Raw genomic sequence first — 16,984 nt, forward strand, 5'->3', positions numbered from 1 at the left:
TGTTTACTTTTTAAATAAATCATATTTCAATCCAAAGGTTAATCTTTTTTCATAGTATTCCATCTGCATGGTTCTTCCTTTTACCCCTTGGTAGTAACGTAAAGGTTGATTGGTGATGTTATTTAAGCTCGCATAGACACTTAGATTTTTAGATAATGCTACATTAGCATTAAAATCTAAGAAGAATTGCTCATCATAGTAACGATCTTCAAAAGCGCGTCCACCGATTTCATCGATATAAGCATCAGAATAGTTGGCAGATAATCTCAAACTAAATCTCTTTCCAGCGTATCCTAAAGATCCGTTGAACATATTAGGAGCTGTGTTAGGAAGATCTAAATCAGTTCTTTCTTCCCCATCTTCATTGTAAATTCCATCGGCATCAGACTTTAAATAGGTATAGTTTAAATACACACTGAAATTTTTGGCAAACCCAGGCAAGAAATCCAATCTTCTTTGGATAGAAACTTCAGCTCCAAAGACTGTTGCTCCCTCACCGTTTAATGGCTGATACACCTCATAACCATCAGCATTTTCGGTCTGTCTGGTATAAACAAATTTGTCGATATTCTTATAAAACAACCCTCCAGAAATAATACCTACAGACTTGAAATAGTGTTCTGCCATAAGGTCAAAGTTCATAGATGTAGTTGGGTCCAATTCAGAATTTCCTAAGAATATTTCTTCATCTTCATTATTCACCTCTTGGTAAGGCACTAAGTCTACGTAATTTGGTCTAGCCAAAGTATTGGTCCATGATAAACGAAGAATGGTATTCTCTGTCACATCATATTTTAAGTGCACACCAGGAAGTATGTTTGTATAATCATTTTTGTCTTTCAATACATTGGTTCCTGCATAATCACCGTCTGTATCAAAAATCAATTCATTCCCCTCACTCTCAATTGAGGTATGCTCTAATCTTACCCCAGCTAGGACACTAAATTTATTTGTTATGTTTTGATTTAACATCAGGTATCCTGCATATACATCTTCGTTTACATCAAAATTGGCGGTCAGGTATTCTTCAGGTAAATCTTCACCTTCAAATAAATTAGAATCATATAAGTTCAATCCTCCTAAAAATTCTGAAGATGCAAATGACCCCAATTGGTATTGGCTTCCCGCCAAATAATCCTCATCTGTGTAATTATGGGTTGGAACCATTCCTAACATTTCCAATGCACCAGTCTCATCAGAATACTCAATAAAACCATTGGTTCTATTCTTATTTTTCATTCTGGTTTTAGCTCCAACTTTTAAGAATCCTTCTTGATTTGAAACAATCGAAACAGGAAATTGAGCATTGACAAAGATGTTGATATCTTCCTCCTCTGTATATTGATTTTCCTCTGTGATTTCATTCAACTCAAACAAGTTATAATCGGCATCAGCTTGACTTAAAGGGGAAAACAAAGGTTTATCTTCATTGTTGTTAAAAGCAATTCCATATTCACTTTCATATTCAATATAACGCTCGTTTAAACGCTCTTCAGAAGCTTTGGCAAAAGATGCCATCCAGTCTAATTTCACTTTACCAATCAAGTGGTCTCCTCCTAGGCTATAGTTTTGCATACGTTGGTCTTCCAGTCTGGCATTTTGATTTCTATTGTTATCAATACCTCCCTTGGTCTGACGTTTTGCTTCAACTGGGAAACTGGTTAAATTTCCATTACTATCCACGGTGAAATCATCAAAAGAAATATCTTCCCCATCTAAAATTTCATGTTCCAAACGATACCTGTTTTCTCTATCGTCTCTCCAGTTATAAATGGACTTGAAATAAATGGTGTTGTTTTTATCAAACTTATAATCAAAATTAGCCGAGAAACTTCTTCTGATACGTTGCACCAAATACTCTCTCATTTCAAACACACTGGCATATGGATTCACATTTACAGCTTCTAAATTGTCTTCATCACCTGCATTATATTCAAATTCATCTTCCCATTCTGCTTCTACGTTATCACTTCCGAAGGCGTTGTCATTGAAAGATGCCGAAACCATCCACCCAAACTTGTCATTTTTAGAGCGATCCCCTAATAGGAAAGATCCATTTAAAATTCGCTTGTTGGTGATAAAATTTAAACCTGAACCAGCGGTAGCCGATAAACGGAACCCTTGTGGTGATGTTCTTGTTATTAAGTTAACAGATCCTCCTAATGCATCCGCATCCATGTCTGGCGTCACAGCCTTATTTACCTCAATGGTTTGAATCATATCTGAAGGGATCAAATCCATTTGAACATTTCTGTTATCTCCCTCTGCAGATGGTATTCTAGAACCATTTAACGTTACAGAGTTCAATTGAGGTGCTAAACCACGAACGATGATATTTCTGGCTTCACCTTGATCTACTTGCATGGTTATACCCGGAATACGCTTTACAGCGTCCCCGATATTAGCATCAGGAAATTTCCCTATTTGATCTGTAGAAACAATGTTTGTTATATTCTGTTTGTTTTTTTGTGTGTTCAGAGCCCTTGATTGTCCGCTTAATCCATACCCTGTAATCAATACCTCATCTAATTCGGTATCTTGACCAGAAAGCGTAAAGTTTAAAGTAACCGTCCCAGAAGCAGGAACAATAGCCTCTTGGCTTATATTTTCGTATCCTAGATATTTTACAGTAATGGTATAAGTACCCTCCTGCACATTTAAAATGGTATAGGTTCCATCAAAATCAGAAATAGCTCCTTTGTTAGTCGTTTCTACAATAACGGATGCCCCAGGAACGACCAATCCATTATTGTCTGTAATCATCCCCCTAATAATCCCATTCTGGGCCATCATGGAATTAGCACCAAAAATAATTAGGCACCAAATAAAAAGATTTTTAAAAAGTAGTTTCATTATCATTTTTTGTATCAATTAGTTGGACACAAAACTATATTGCCATCTTGGCTTCAAGCTAAAATTAGCGTTAACAAAAAGTGAGTAAACCACCTATTCTGGCTATAAAACAAGGCAACATTAACAAAGGGGTAACATTGAATTAAGTTTGAGGAAACTTTCTATAAATTCACTAAAAAAGACTGGATATCCTCTTTGGAATCAAGTGGCAGTTTTTTTCGCATGCGATATCTAGCAATTCGAACACTATCTGGAGTAATTCTTAAAATGGAAGCTATTTCCTTTGAAGACAAATTGAGTCGAAGTAACATGCCGAGGCGTAATTCTGTAGGAGAAAGTTCTGGATTTGCAAGAGCATTCAAACGCTGAAAAAAATGAGGATGGATCTGCTCAAAATATCCCGTGAATTCATCCCACTCCTTATCTTTGGATAAATCGAAATCTATTTCCTTTATTAATTCCTCCAATTTCGGTTTTATCATAGCCTGATTTCTATCCTTCAAATTGGTTAGTGTCTTGGAAACGTCATTCAACATTTTGTTTTTATGAGCCAAATGCAAACTATAATTGGTTAATGCCGAAAGTTTGAAATCTACTTCGCGCTGCAAGGAAGCCTCTTCTGCAGTCTTCCTTTCTAATTCGGCCTGCAATAATTTTTGTTTGTAATTAATAATATTGGATTCCTGCTGCTGCTTCTTTTTATAATACAGAAACCATCCTAGCAGTAATGCAAGAACAAACAGACTAATCAATAATAAAACCGTTTGTCTAATGTTATTCAATTCATTCTCTTTGCTCAGTAAGGCCAGTTTTGCTTCATTATCCTTGACGTTATATAAAACTTGGAGCGTATTCACTTGTTGGGCATTTTTTCTTTCAATTTCATTTTCAAAGACCTCTGCATGTTTATTCATATAGTTCAAGACCAAATCAAAATGTTCCATTTCGGAGTATGTCCGAGCCATATCCTTTAAAGCACTCTCTTCTTGATGAATATTTTTTGTTTTTCGAGACAGATCTAAAGCCTTCTTGGTATAGAATAGAGCTTCTTCCAATGCCCCCTTTTTTCTTTTAGAATCTCCTAAATTATTAATGATATTAATCAAAACATTGTTTGGACTATGCCGAGCCAATTGTTCCGCACGCTGAAAATATTGGAAAGCCAAATCATAAGACTCTAAATCTTCATAAACACTACCAATGTTTTCCAAACATATAGCCATTCCAGTACTATCCATAAGGGTTTCGAAAAGCAAAAAACCCTGATTTTGATAACCCAATGCCTGATCATAGCTCTTTTGCTTTTCGGCCACAGTTCCCAAACGAGCCAACGCCACTGCCTCTCCTTTGTTAAAAGATAATTTTTCTGATAGCATTAATCCTCGAGTCAAATAATCCTGAGCTGTCCCATACTTTTTTAAAGATATATAAACAGAAGCCAATTGATTATTAAGATAAATGGTAGTAGTATCTTCCATTTTTTGACTCACTAACGCTTCATGGTAGTGTTTAATAGCCTCATTCGCAATGCCCAACCTATCATAAAAATCTCCTAAATTACTTTGAACTTGAATGAGTCCGTCCAAGTCATGATTCTGTTTTGAAGTTTGAAGTAATTCCTTAAACTCGGAGACTTTGGAAGTCAAGTGCTCCATTTGATAATTTCCTTGTGCCAGAATAGTAGTATGGATAAATAAGCTAAGCAGCAAGGATAGGGTTCCTTTTAAAGGAAGAGATAATTTCATGGATATGTTAAAGTAAAATATCCAAAGAAACAGTTTCAATGTTACTTAAAAATGATAAGAACATTAAATAATAGAAAACAAAAAACCCTTTCAAAATTGAAAGGGTTTCCAGTTATATTGAAAAAGAGCTGTAATTATGCTTCAAATGGAACAATTGAAACATAAGACTTGTTGTCTTTTTTCTTTTCAAATTTCACGATACCATCAACTTTAGCGTGTAAAGTATGGTCTTTACCAGCGTATACGTTTTCACCTGGATGGTGAGCAGTACCTCTTTGTCTTACGATAATGTTACCAGCGATAGCCGCTTGACCACCAAAAATCTTAACTCCTAATCGTTTCGATTCTGATTCTCTACCGTTTTTCGAACTTCCGACTCCTTTTTTATGTGCCATTTTATTTCGATTTTATTTTGGTTATTAACTTAAAGCTTCGATTAATTCAGCTTTCTTCATTGAAGAATATCCTGAAATATCTTTAGCTTTCGCCATTTCTCTTAATTCAGCAACAGTCAAAGCACTTAAATCTTGAGAAACTTCAGCTTTAGGAGCCTCAACTTTTTTCTCAGCTTTAGCAGCTGGTTTTGCTCCTGAAGCAACGATACTTTCAATAACAATCTCAGTTAATGCTTGTCTGTGACCGTTTTTAACACGGTAACCTTTTCTACGTTTCTTTTTGAAAACGATAACTTTATCACCTTTAAGGTGCTTTAAAACTTTTGCTCCTACTTGAGCTCCGTTTATAGCTGGGGCGCCTAAAGTTACTTTGTCTCCGTCTCCTACCAACAAAACATTATCAAAAGATACTGTTTTACCTTCTTCGGTAGCTAAACGATGAACAAACACTTTTTGGTCTTTTTCAACTTTAAATTGTTGCCCTGCTATCTCTACAATTGCGTACATAGCGTAACGTTTATGTTAATTAATTTAAATTAAAATGTGCCTGCCAGCTGGCTAAGGCGGGTGCAAATATACTGCTAAATAATTAATCTACAAACGTTTTATTCAAATTGACCTATTTTCTTGCTGTTTTTGAAAATTTGCATAAACGATAGGGTAAGCACCACAGTTGAAGCAAAACCTTCAATGAGAATGATAAACAATAACATACCGCCACCGTAATTACCATTTAAAAACTTTTGAAGAATGCTATTCATAAACTCTGGATCCAAATGAAAAAGATAAATGGCCATAAAAATCATAAATAGAAAAGTTCCGATAAAACCAGTAAACAAGCCAGTCTTGAACCCTTCCGTATAATTAAATTCCATACCAGACGCCAACTTATAACTTTTGATGGCGGCATATAAGCCATAGGCCATAATCGCTCCATTTAATATACGTAACCATATATTTTGATGCAACCCGAACAAACGAAGAATCAAAAAATAGCCGATTAAGCCCAATGAAATAAAGAATCCATATTTTACCGAAACTGACAAGGAAGAATCCATTTTTGTTTGATTTTTAATTAGTTGTCCTTTCAATTTCCGAAAAAAATGTCATTTATTAAAAACTTTATGAACTTATTTACATTTAGCTACATAGTTGTAACATAAATCATAACTTGCATACCAATAGCCAAATAATAAAATAAACAACACATGAAAAAAATAGTTTTTACAGCCCTTATAGCCTTTTTAGGATTCAATTTACAAGCTCAGGAAGCAACACCAACAACTGCTCCAAAAATTAAAGCCGCTCCAAATGGCGTCACAGCCCAAACCGTTTACAAGGAATACATTAAGGCCATTGGAGGCGAAAAGAAATTAAAATCGATTGAAACGGCTGCAATCCAAGGAACCGTTACTATCCCAGGTGCTCCTATGATTATTTCCACCGAAATGAAAATAAAAGTACCTAATAAAGAATACATGGCAATGACCGCCGAAGGTATGGGCCTTTTAAATAAACAAGTGTTTGATGGTGAAAAAGGATATGTTGAGCAACAAGGAATGAAAGTAGATTTAACCGAAGAGCAAATCGCTCCAAAGAAAGGAAAGCCCACCTTGTTTCAAGAATTATATGCTAAAAGTGATGAGATCGCATTAGAAGGCATCGTTACTGAAGGTGACAAAGAGCTTTACAAAATAAAAGTATTGGATGAAGCCACTAAAAGTTACAGATTCTACAATACCAAAACCCACCTACTGGAAAAGGTGGAAGTAGAAGGCGGCACTGCAAACTCCATAATAGCTTACTCAGACTACAAAGAAATAGACGGAATTCTATTTCCATTCAAACAAGATATGGTCTCTGGAATGCAATCCATCAATATTACATTTACAAGCGTAGTATTTAACGAAGGGGTTACCGACGAAGACTTCAACTAGAAAATACTTTAGTTTAGAGAAGGCCTTTTTAAGGCCTTTTTTACTTATTCTTCCTCTGCGCTAAGTAAACCCCCAATAATATTAGAGCAGAACCAATGATTTGAACCCCACCAAACTTCTCTCCATCTATCACGCCCCAAACCAAAGCAATAACAGGCATCAAATAAGTAACGGATGAAGCGAATACTGGGGATGACATATGTACCAACTTGTTAAATAATACTTTGGCTACAGCTGTACCAAAAAAAGAAAGGATAACCACATAAATAAGTGATTGTTTTAGCTCAGGATGGTTCAATCTTTCATTTTCAAAAAAGCCTGAAAACAAAAGCACTAAAACGGCAGGCAATACAATGGTTGCATAATTACCTACTGCGATGGTTAGAGGTTTTACATGTTGCAAATTCCTTTTAATAATATTCACATTTGCTGCATACATGATAGTCGCCACAATGATAAATGCCGCATACAAATAGTTTTGGTCGGGATTCAATTCGGCTCCTTGAAAAATTAAAACAGCTGTTCCCACAAATCCTATCATCACCCCAATCAATTGCCTTTTGGTAGACTTAATATGAAATATAGAAGCGCCCATAATCAGAGTAAAAATGGGCACTAAAGAGTTTAGCATGGAAGCTATAGCGCTATCAATTTCAGTTTCAGCAATAGCAAAAAGAAATGCAGGCATTAAGGATCCTAAGAAACCAGACAAAGCCAGCCATTTCCAATCTGAGGATGAAATGGTTTTAATACGCTTATATCCCACCAAGAAAAGAAAAAAACCTGTAATGATAGTGCGTAAGGCACCCATTTGAAAAGCCGACAAGCCTAATAGAGATTTCTTTATCAGGATAAATGAAGTCCCCCATATTAAAGAAAGGAGCACTAAATAAAACCACTTATTTTGAGAATTTTTCATCAATTTTTACAAAATGTAAAATTCATATATTTAAGGCAATTAACCGAGAAGAATTCTTAATTTTGTGACATTAAATACTTTAAACAAATGAAAAACTTAAAACATATTTTCGCCATACTTGTTGTGGTAACATTTTTAATCTCCTGTAAAGACAATGTTTCTCCAGAGGTAAAAACGGTTGAAATGGAAACTTCAAGCGAGGTAAAGGAACTTGACCCTAATGCAACATATGCCAAGGCTGAATTCACCATTGAAGGTATGACCTGCGCCATGGGATGTGCTAAAACCATTGAAAACAAAATGGCTCACATGGAAGGTGTTAAGTCGGCCAAAGTAGATTTTGACAAAAAATTGGCTATGGTTGAATATGATGAAGCCAAAGTAACACCTGCATCTCTTGAAGAAACCGTAAAAAAAGCAGGAGAAGTATATGAGGTTAAAGACCTAAAAAAGGTTGAATCCTTTTCATCTGAGACCATGGCTTGTAAACCTGGATGCACTAAAGACTGTTGTGCTGGTAAAAAAGCTGAAGAAAAAGAAACTGCTTCAAATGACAAACCCATGACTTGCAAAGAAGATTGTAAAATGGCTTGTTGTGCACAAAAAGCGAAAGCTTAAAAGTTCAGCATATTAAAGACACACCGAAGCATCCTTTTATGGATGCTTTTTTATTTCCACTTAACAGTTTCCATAATATATCTAATATCCTTTTCCAAATAATGAGCTGCAGGAAGAATGGAGTCGTAATTTGGTTTAGCATAAAAGTATAAGGATCCCGTCAGAAAATGGTTGATGCTATCTGTAATATAAAATTGCGACTGTGATGCCGCATTACCCCCAACTTCATAAAACATCCCATAGACCCTACGGTCTTTACTTTCATACACCTGTTCGGAAATCTCATCAGCTTTTCTAGTATGCTCTTGTGTAAATTTTTGGGCATCCCTGAGGTAGGCGATCAACTTGTCCTTGTTTTGGTCTACCCCTTTATAGGTCAAAAATATGGTTCCTTTTAGTTTAGGATAACTCAAATCAATACCAAAACTATTTGTTACGCTATCCAATTGCCTAATTTTCACATCCTCTGCCATAGTATTCTTTTCAAAAGTGAACGGGAGTTTAAGATCTACCTCTTTATAAGTAGCTTCAGGATATTCCAATCGCAAAAATGCATTTGGTTTTGGAACAGGATCATCCTTACAAGAACAGGTGACAATAAATAATATAGCGAGGGACAATAAATTTTTCAACATTATGGCAAGGTAACTTTTAATCGTTTAATACGTTTTTTATCTAATGATTCTATGGTAAAAATATAACCATGATAATTTATTTTTGCTCCCAATTTGGGAAACCCTCCCGAAATTTCCAAAACAAATCCAGCAACAGTTTCAGCTTCCCCCTTTGAACTTTCAAAAATAGTATCGTCTTCTAACTTGATAATTTTATAAAAATCCTTCAACGGTGTTTTACCTTCAAACACATAGTTGTTATTATCCAATTTGGAATAAACGAGGTCTTCATCATCAAATTCATCACTGATATCACCCACAATCTCCTCAATAATATCTTCCAAAGAAATCAATCCTGAGGTTCCCCCATATTCATCCACTACAACAGCTAGATGCACTTTCTTTTCTTGAAACTCTACCATCAAATCATCCAGCTTCTTGTTCTCTGGAACAAAAAATGGCTCCCGTAGTAAAGTCGTCCAATCCAATTGTTTTTTGTCTAAATGAGGAAGTAAATCCTTAACATACAAAACCCCTTTAATGTTATCAATATTGTCTTCATAAACTGGAATTCTGGAATACCCTTGTTTCACTATCCCCGATATAATATCAGTATATTTTTGATTAATATTGATAGCAAAAATATCTATTCTTGGCCTCATAACCTGTTTGGTATCTGTATTCCCGAAGGAAACTATGCCTTGAAGGATTTTTTGCTCTTCCTTAGTAGTATCTTCCTCACTAGTTAGCTCCAAAGCTTGGGACAATTGGTCTACACTAAAATTTAATTTTTGCTTTCCTAATTTATTATGAATAGCCAATGTAATACTTCTCATGGGAAGACTTAAGGGAGAGAAAAACACATCCAGTACCCGAAGTGGATAAGACATAAAGGAAGCAAATTTGACTCGATTTCGACTTGCATAAATTTTAGGCAATATTTCGCCAAAAAGCAGGATTAAAAAAGTAACAAGAACAACCTCCAATAAAAATTTCAAAACTGGAGAAATCAACCCAGCAAACAAGAACTCCCCTAAGTAGGAGAATAAAATGACAATGCCAATGTTTATAAAATTATTGGCCACTAAAATGGTGGCTAATAATTTTTTAGGTCTTTCAAGGAGTTTGGTTAAAATAGGGACAGCATTGGACTTTTCTCCAAAGCCTTCCTCCAAATCGGTTCTGCTCAAGGAAAACAAAGCTACTTCAGCACCAGATATAAGCGCTGAACAAATCAGCAAAATAAAAAGCAGCACAAAACCTAGGACAATTGAAATATCCGCGGTCAATAAATTGATGATTAAACTCGGGGGTTCAGGGTCCAATTATCAATGGTTTAGTTAGACATATGGTTAGAAAGGAAGATCATCATTATCATCATCTATCATGGGTTCACTTACCTGTGAATCTTGTTTAGGTGCAGATGGCTTGTTTTGAAAATCGCCAGATGGTCTTTCGCTTTCACTTTTTGTGGTCAAAAACGTAAAATCTGTACATTGGATTTCTGTCGAATATCTTTCGTTCCCGTTTTCATCTTGCCATTTTCTTGTTTTGATACGACCTTCAACATAAATACGATCTCCTTTACTTAGGTATTTTTCACAAATCTCTGCCGCTTTGTTTCTCACTACAATATTATGCCATTCGGTGTTGGTAACACGCTCATTGGTTTGCCTGTTAGTATAAGTTTCATTTGTTGCCAAAGGAAACCTACCTACGCAACCTCCACCCTCAAAATAATGCATTTTCACTTCATCTCCCAAATGCCCTATTAGCATCACTTTATTTAATGTACCTGACATAATTTTCCTGAAATTTAAGTTAGCAAAGTTACATATTTGCTTATGACTACTTTAAATTTAATAAAAATTTATTATTCTTTTAAAACCTCTTGGAAATTAAAGGTGTCCAAAAAATTTCCAATTAATATAGGAACCGCATATTTTTTAACTAGATCCCAATTTACGCCCTCAACAGGTAATTTATCAGTTAATACAATCCAAAATTTGGTATAAAGGTGTCTGTGGGATAATTTATGCACGATATCGTCCTCATTATATAGGTATATTTCAGAAACAGTGTTGGATAACAATTCAGATTGATCAACCAAAACTTGAACCTCCTGAACCTTTAAACTTTTTGAAGTTTCCACTAATGGAAATTGATATAAGTACTTCCAAATCCCTTTACCCTTGCGTTTTTCCAATATGGTTTCATTTTCTGAAAGAAAAACTAAAAAATTGAAGTACTTTTTTTCTGGTTTTTTACCTTTAAGTTTTACAGGTAACTCAGAAGTCTTTCCTTCGGCAAATGCCATACAGGTATTTTGGAAAGGGCACGTGTCACAACTTGGGTTTGTTGGGGTGCAATGAAGCGCTCCAAACTCCATTATAGCTTGATTGTGTATTTCTGGATCCCTTTCGTCCAAAATATCTTGAGCCAAAGCCTTAAAAACTTTAAATCCTTGGGACGTATTAATAGGCGTATCAATTCCGAAGTACCTTGAAAGGAAACGATAAACATTACCATCCAAAACAGCACTTGGTTCCCCAAAGCAAATAGATGCAATGGCGCTTGCAGTATAATCTCCTATACCTTTAAGCTTTAATAAACCATGGTAGGTCTCTGGGAATTGACCATTTAATTCATAAGCAACATACTTTGCTGTTGCATGTAAATTTCTGGCTCTAGAGTAATAACCCAACCCTTGCCACAATTTCAAAACCTCTTCCTCAGAGGCATTGGCCAAGTCATAAACATTTGGAAACCTTAAAATAAACCGTTCATAATAAGGCAATCCCTGCTTGATTTGAGTTTGTTGTAAAATAATTTCTGATAACCAAACACGATATGGATCTTTTGTTTTTCTCCATGGCAAATCCCTTTTACTGTTTGAATACCAAGAGGTTAAATTTTTTGTGATAGTCATTTAAGATAAATACGAAAAGCAAAAATAATTGTTTATTTAATTAAATTTTAGTGTTTTAGGTTTGAAGAATTGGATATTTAATTCCTATATTTGCAACCCTTTTAATTTAATAGTAACATAATAAAAATAAATAAAATGACTAAGGCAGATTTAGTAGCAAGAATTTCTGAAAAATTAGGAATTGAAAAAGGTGATGTACAGGCAACTGTTGAATCATTCATGGATGAAGTTAAGACTTCATTAGAAGCTGGAGACAATGTTTATCTTAGAGGTTTTGGTAGCTTTATTGTTAAAACAAGAGCAGAAAAAACTGGTAGAAATATCTCCAAAAATACAACTATTAAAATACCAGCTCACAATATTCCAGCTTTTAAACCAGCTAAAGTATTTGTAGAAGGTGTAAAATCTAACGTAGAAGTTAAATAAACACAGTAATAATTTAAAAAAACGAGTACAACATGCCAAGTGGTAAAAAACGCAAAAGACACAAGGTTGCAACGCACAAGCGTAAAAAAAGAAGACGCGCTAATCGTCACAAAAAGAAAAAATAAGTCAAAAAAGTAGTTGTCTAACTACTTTTTTGGTTTTTTAACCAAAACGTTCTTTGAAAAGAGTTGAGTAAAACGAAACCTTGCGTTTTTAACCAACTCCACGGATTTAAAATCCTGTGAACAAATTATTTTTTAATCCATCTATCATGCTTAGCGTGATGGATAAAAATTAACACAATGAATAAAGAATTGATTATTCGATCTAATTCTGAACATGTTGATTTTGCCTTATTAAAAGATGGAAAACTAATTGAATTACAAAAAGATGAAGGGGGTAACAACTTTTCTGTTGGTGATGTGTTTATAGCCAAAATCAGAAAAGCCGTTCCTGGTCTAAACGCTGCATTTGTAAATGTAGGCTATGAAAAAGATGCCTTTTTACATTATCATGATTTAGGACCAAAACTTCCCTCTCTTTTAAAATTCACCAAACGTGTAAGCACAGGTAAACTAAAAGATTTTTCTCTTAAGAATTTCCCATTTGAAAAGGACATTGATAAGGACGGAAAAATTAACGACGTTCTTAAATCAAACCAATCTATTCTAGTACAAATTGTCAAGGAACCTATCTCAACGAAAGGTCCCCGAATCAGTTCTGAATTATCAATTGCTGGTCGCTATATAGTTTTAGTTCCTTTCTCCGATCGTATTTCTATTTCTCAAAAAATAGAAGATAGAGAAGAGAAAGACCGCTTAAAACGCTTAGTAAAAAGTATTGCGCCGGCTGGATTTGGAGTTATTGTACGAACAGTAGCAGAAGGCAAAAAAGTAGCCGAATTAGATAAAGATTTACAAAATCTTTTAGGTCGTTGGACGGCCATGTGTAAAAAATTACACAAAGCTCATCATCCCAGTAAAGTATTGGGAGAGCTCAATAAAGCCTCTTCAATTATGAGAGATATGTTTAATGACACATTTACAAACATTCATATCGACGATGAGGAGCTTTACATTAAAATCAAAGATTATGTGCAAGAAATTGCACCTAAGAAAGAATCTATAGTTAAGTTACATCAATCCAATGTACCCATTTTTGAAAAATTTGGGATAGAAAGACAGATCAAAACTTCATTTGGTAAAACTGTCTCTATGGCCAAGGGAGCTTATTTAGTAATAGAACACACTGAAGCACTACATGTGGTAGACGTGAACAGTGGAAATCGTTCTAACAAAGCTAAAACCCAGGAAGAAACAGCGTTGGAAGTCAATTTAATTGCGGCATCAGAAATAGCCAGGCAATTAAGATTACGTGATATGGGTGGTATCATAGTCATTGACTTTATTGATATGACAAAAGCTGATAACAGAAAGACCCTTTACAATCATCTTCGGGAAGAAATGAAAGATGATAGGGCAAAACACAAAATATTACCTCCAAGTAAATTTGGATTGGTACAAATTACGAGACAGCGTGTAAGACCTGAAATGAACATTAAAACCCGTGAGGAAAATCCTAACGGCACTAATGGCGAAGAAGTTGAAGCACCAATTGTTCTAGTCCAAAAGATCACCCACGATTTAGAACAAATCTTTAAAAAAGACTATAAAAAGGTAACCTTAAACACACACCCTTTTATAGCAGCCTTTTTAACAAAAGGATTTCCATCAGTACGTTCAAAATGGTTTTTTGAACACAAAAAATGGGTAAAAATTTTACCTAGAGATGCTTACACATATTTAGAATATCATTTTTTAGATAAAAATGGTAAAGAAATCAGATAACAAAAAAGCCCTACCGTTTGGTAGGGCTTTTTTTATGCTCTTATGTTTGGGTCCTCCATCTCCCTATTGGTCCTGTGGACCTCCAGTGGTGATGATAAACTCAGACCTTCTGTTCAATTGGTGCTCCTCCTCGCTGCAGTTGCTTCCACAATCCACCTTAGGATCGCTCTCGCCCATACCCTTACCTGTAATCCTTGAGGCATCTATACCCTTGGAGATCACGTACTGTACGGTCGTCTTGGCACGTCTGTCAGACAATCTCTCGTTGTATGAGGCAGATCCACGGCTGTCCGTATGTGAAGTCGCGTTGATCACCATATCCGGGTACTTGTTCATCACCTGTACCAACTTGTCAAGTTCAAAGGCGGCCTCTGGCGTGATGTTTGACTTGTCGAACTCAAAGTAGATAGGGTTCAGTACCACTTGGTCCTCTGCAACGATCATCTCGATCGGATCCAGGGCCACCTCTGCAGTAGTCGATTCATCAAATGTACCGTCAACACTTACCTTTTCGCTCTCATAACCGTCCATGCTCACCTCAAGACCAGACTGCTTGTCGCACTCTACCAAGAAAGTTGCCTTTCCTTCTGCATCGGTCAACTGGGTAAGCAACATGCTTCCCTGGTCATCGTATACAGATACGCTGGCTCCCTGCAATGGCTCCCCGCTCTGGCTGTCGGTAACCATAGCAATAAGGTCCACGGTACACATTGGCTGAAGTCTGAACACCTGGTAGATATCGTCGCTTCCCTTACCGCCTTCTCTATTGGAGGATACAAATCCTTCCCCGCTTTCCTCATCGATGGTAAAGGCAAAGTCGTCCATGTTACCGTTCACTGGCACCCCTGCATTTCTTACAGGCAAGTAAGACCCGCCGTCAAGCTTGGTAAAGAAAACATCCAGGTTTCCTAGGCCCAGGTGCCCGTTGGATGAAAAGTAAAGGACATCGGTACTGCTTATAAAAGGAAAACCTTCATCTCCCTCGGTATTGACAATGTCTCCCAGGTTAACCGCATCTCCGTAGGTACCGTCTCCATTGATGGATACCTTGTAGATGTCATAACCTCCGTGACCCCCTGGCATATCAGATGAAAAGTAAAGGGTCTTTCCGTCATTGCTCACGCTAGGGTCCTTGATCGTAAAGGTGTTGCTGTTCAATGGGAACGGTTTTACATAACCCCATTTCTCGCCATCAAAGGTAGCCTCGAAAAGGTTGTTCACACTGATCTTTCTTCTGGTGGTACTGTCCTTCTCGTACATCCCCTCCGAGAAACTCTCTCTGGAGAAGTACATGGTCGTACCATTGGGACTGATCGCCGCAACTCCTTCATGGAACTGCGTGTTCACGTCGCCATCTACTTGGTCGGCTTCCATAAAGCCATCTGCTGTCACCTCGGATACGTAGATATCCAAAAACGGCTGATCGTTCCAACCATAGGTCTTTCTTGACTTGTTCCTTGCCGTGGCAAAATAGAACTTACCGTCCTTGATCGTCCCCCCGAAGTCGGACTGCTCGCTGTTGATGTCCAGGTTCTTCAAACGGAAGGTCTTCTCTTTCTCCAACAACTGTGGAATATAGTCCGGGTTCTCCATGAAGGCTACCGCTCGCTGGTCGTTTGGCTTCAACTCTGCAAACTTGCGCATGTACTCATTGGAACGGTCGTACTTCCCGTTCGCCTTGAGCATCTGAGAGTACTTGTAGACGATCTCTGCATCTCCGGGAGTGCTCTCAAGTACCTTGTAGTACCATTTCTCCGCCTCCTCGGTGTTCAATATGTTGTAATTGGCCTCGGCCAACTGACGGTATACGTACTCGTCGCCCTTGCCCTTCTCTACCAGCTTCTCGTAGCTCTTGATCGCTCTAACGAACTCAAAGTTCTGGTAATATCGGTCAGCTGTCTCGGTCGCCGCGTTCTGGGAATATCCCACTAGGCACCCGATCATTGCTATAAGTATAAATATGTTGAGCTTTTTCATAATTCTGTGTGATTGGATGATTAGAAATAACGTGGTGAACGGGATACCTTTCTCGAAAGTAGGATATCAAAGTTGAGGAATATCTCGTGGGAGGCATTCGCGTTGATGTCAAGGTCGCTCACGATATGGTCATAGGCATAGCCCACGCGCAACTGTGGCGTGATCATAAAGTTTACCATCGCCGTCCAGGAATCCTCCAAACGGTAACCAACTCCAAGTTCAACGATATCGTACATGAAAAGGTTCAAGTTCCCGTCAAAGGTCATAGGTGCATCAAAGGCCATCTTCATCATCGCGTGTGGCTTTAGCTTGAAGTTGTCTGACAACCCGAAAACATAACCTGCAGCCGCAAAAAAGTGCTGCGTCTCAGATCCTACCTTCTTCCCGTTCTCAGCATCCAAATGGATCGTGCTGATGATGTTCGGCATGGAAAGAGACACATAATAAGTATCCGGCTTGTAAAGGTAGAAACCCGCCCCTACGTTAGGGGACACACTGTTCACGTCCTCTCCCAACAATGGGTCATCCGCATCAAGCCTATCAAGGCCCGTAAGACCTACGTCATAAAACGTAGCTCCTGCCTTGACCCCCATGGCCAGTTTGTGACCGCCGCCCAACTCCAGCGTATAGCTGAAGTCAACATAGGCATTGTTCTCCTTTACAGGTCCGATCTGGTCGTTAACAAACGACAGACCTAGCCCTACCTTGCGCCCTACGGGCATGT

16 protein-coding genes are annotated in these 16,984 nt (G+C 37.2%); 4 read left to right on the plus strand and 12 right to left on the minus strand.

Annotated features, from left to right (window positions below):
* Nucleotides 1-3: 3 nt before the first annotated feature.
* The 5 genes from LOK78_RS02760 to LOK78_RS02780 form a co-directional block, all read right to left on the minus strand.
* Nucleotides 4-2,853 carry a TonB-dependent receptor gene (locus tag LOK78_RS02760; protein ID WP_232633476.1) on the minus strand — a complete coding sequence of 950 codons (2,850 nt, stop codon included), beginning with the start codon at nucleotides 2,851-2,853 and terminating at the stop codon, nucleotides 4-6.
* A gap of 161 nt (nucleotides 2,854-3,014) precedes the next feature.
* Nucleotides 3,015-4,598: a tetratricopeptide repeat protein gene (locus tag LOK78_RS02765; RefSeq protein ID WP_232633477.1), complete on the minus strand. Its 1,584-nt coding sequence runs from the start codon at nucleotides 4,596-4,598 to the stop codon at nucleotides 3,015-3,017.
* Nucleotides 4,599-4,732: 134 nt separating this feature from the next.
* On the minus strand, nucleotides 4,733-4,993 hold the full coding sequence (gene rpmA, locus LOK78_RS02770; RefSeq protein ID WP_053971058.1) for a 50S ribosomal protein L27: 261 nt from the start codon (nucleotides 4,991-4,993) through the stop codon (nucleotides 4,733-4,735).
* 24 nt (nucleotides 4,994-5,017) lie between these two features.
* Complete coding sequence (gene rplU, locus LOK78_RS02775) at nucleotides 5,018-5,500, minus strand: 50S ribosomal protein L21 (protein ID WP_232633479.1); 483 nt, start codon at nucleotides 5,498-5,500, stop codon at nucleotides 5,018-5,020.
* A gap of 98 nt (nucleotides 5,501-5,598) precedes the next feature.
* The gene (locus tag LOK78_RS02780; protein ID WP_053972083.1) at nucleotides 5,599-6,051 is read right to left on the minus strand and encodes a DUF4199 domain-containing protein; all 453 of its coding nucleotides are present in this window, start codon (nucleotides 6,049-6,051) and stop codon (nucleotides 5,599-5,601) included.
* A 150-nt stretch (nucleotides 6,052-6,201) separates the two neighbouring features.
* On the opposite strand from LOK78_RS02780, the gene LOK78_RS02785 reads away from it, so the two are divergent.
* A complete protein-coding gene (locus LOK78_RS02785) occupies nucleotides 6,202-6,930 on the plus strand; it encodes a hypothetical protein (RefSeq protein WP_232633481.1) in 729 nt (242 codons plus the stop codon).
* A gap of 40 nt (nucleotides 6,931-6,970) precedes the next feature.
* On the opposite strand, the gene LOK78_RS02790 is transcribed toward LOK78_RS02785, so the two are convergent.
* Complete coding sequence (locus LOK78_RS02790) at nucleotides 6,971-7,849, minus strand: DMT family transporter (protein ID WP_166958115.1); 879 nt, start codon at nucleotides 7,847-7,849, stop codon at nucleotides 6,971-6,973.
* 87 nt (nucleotides 7,850-7,936) lie between these two features.
* Here LOK78_RS02790 and LOK78_RS02795 point away from each other — a divergent pair, with 87 nt between their 5' ends.
* Complete coding sequence (locus LOK78_RS02795; protein WP_232633483.1) at nucleotides 7,937-8,467, plus strand: heavy-metal-associated domain-containing protein; 531 nt, start codon at nucleotides 7,937-7,939, stop codon at nucleotides 8,465-8,467.
* A gap of 50 nt (nucleotides 8,468-8,517) precedes the next feature.
* Here LOK78_RS02795 and gldD read toward each other — a convergent pair whose 3' ends face one another.
* The 4 genes from gldD to mutY all read right to left on the minus strand — a co-directional run bounded on the left by gldD (nucleotide 8,518) and on the right by mutY (nucleotide 12,010).
* The gene (gene gldD / locus LOK78_RS02800) at nucleotides 8,518-9,102 is read right to left on the minus strand and encodes a gliding motility lipoprotein GldD (RefSeq protein ID WP_166958119.1); all 585 of its coding nucleotides are present in this window, start codon (nucleotides 9,100-9,102) and stop codon (nucleotides 8,518-8,520) included.
* On the minus strand, nucleotides 9,102-10,406 hold the full coding sequence (locus LOK78_RS02805; protein WP_232633485.1) for a gliding motility-associated protein GldE: 1,305 nt from the start codon (nucleotides 10,404-10,406) through the stop codon (nucleotides 9,102-9,104). Before LOK78_RS02805 ends, gldD begins: the two co-directional genes overlap by 1 nt.
* A 27-nt stretch (nucleotides 10,407-10,433) precedes the next feature.
* Complete coding sequence (locus tag LOK78_RS02810) at nucleotides 10,434-10,883, minus strand: single-stranded DNA-binding protein (protein WP_053971051.1); 450 nt, start codon at nucleotides 10,881-10,883, stop codon at nucleotides 10,434-10,436.
* Nucleotides 10,884-10,954: 71 nt separating this feature from the next.
* Nucleotides 10,955-12,010, minus strand: a complete 1,056-nt coding sequence (gene mutY / locus LOK78_RS02815; RefSeq protein ID WP_232633487.1) for an A/G-specific adenine glycosylase — start codon at nucleotides 12,008-12,010, stop codon at nucleotides 10,955-10,957.
* Nucleotides 12,011-12,136: 126 nt separating this feature from the next.
* Between mutY and LOK78_RS02820 the strand changes: the two genes are divergently transcribed.
* Nucleotides 12,137-12,436, plus strand: a complete 300-nt coding sequence (locus LOK78_RS02820) for an HU family DNA-binding protein (RefSeq protein ID WP_304438205.1) — start codon at nucleotides 12,137-12,139, stop codon at nucleotides 12,434-12,436.
* 302 nt (nucleotides 12,437-12,738) lie between these two features.
* Nucleotides 12,739-14,283, plus strand: a complete 1,545-nt coding sequence (locus tag LOK78_RS02825) for an Rne/Rng family ribonuclease (RefSeq protein WP_053971048.1) — start codon at nucleotides 12,739-12,741, stop codon at nucleotides 14,281-14,283.
* Between the two features lie 63 nt (nucleotides 14,284-14,346).
* On the opposite strand, the gene LOK78_RS02830 is transcribed toward LOK78_RS02825, so the two are convergent.
* The gene (locus LOK78_RS02830) at nucleotides 14,347-16,260 is read right to left on the minus strand and encodes an OmpA family protein (protein ID WP_232633489.1); all 1,914 of its coding nucleotides are present in this window, start codon (nucleotides 16,258-16,260) and stop codon (nucleotides 14,347-14,349) included.
* A 20-nt stretch (nucleotides 16,261-16,280) separates the two neighbouring features.
* Nucleotides 16,281-16,984, minus strand: a 704-nt coding sequence (locus LOK78_RS02835; RefSeq protein ID WP_232633491.1) for a PorP/SprF family type IX secretion system membrane protein, incomplete at its 5' end; no start/stop codon positions are given.

The organism is Mangrovimonas futianensis (assembly GCF_021245805.1).
Taxonomy (GTDB): domain Bacteria; phylum Bacteroidota; class Bacteroidia; order Flavobacteriales; family Flavobacteriaceae; genus Mangrovimonas; species Mangrovimonas futianensis.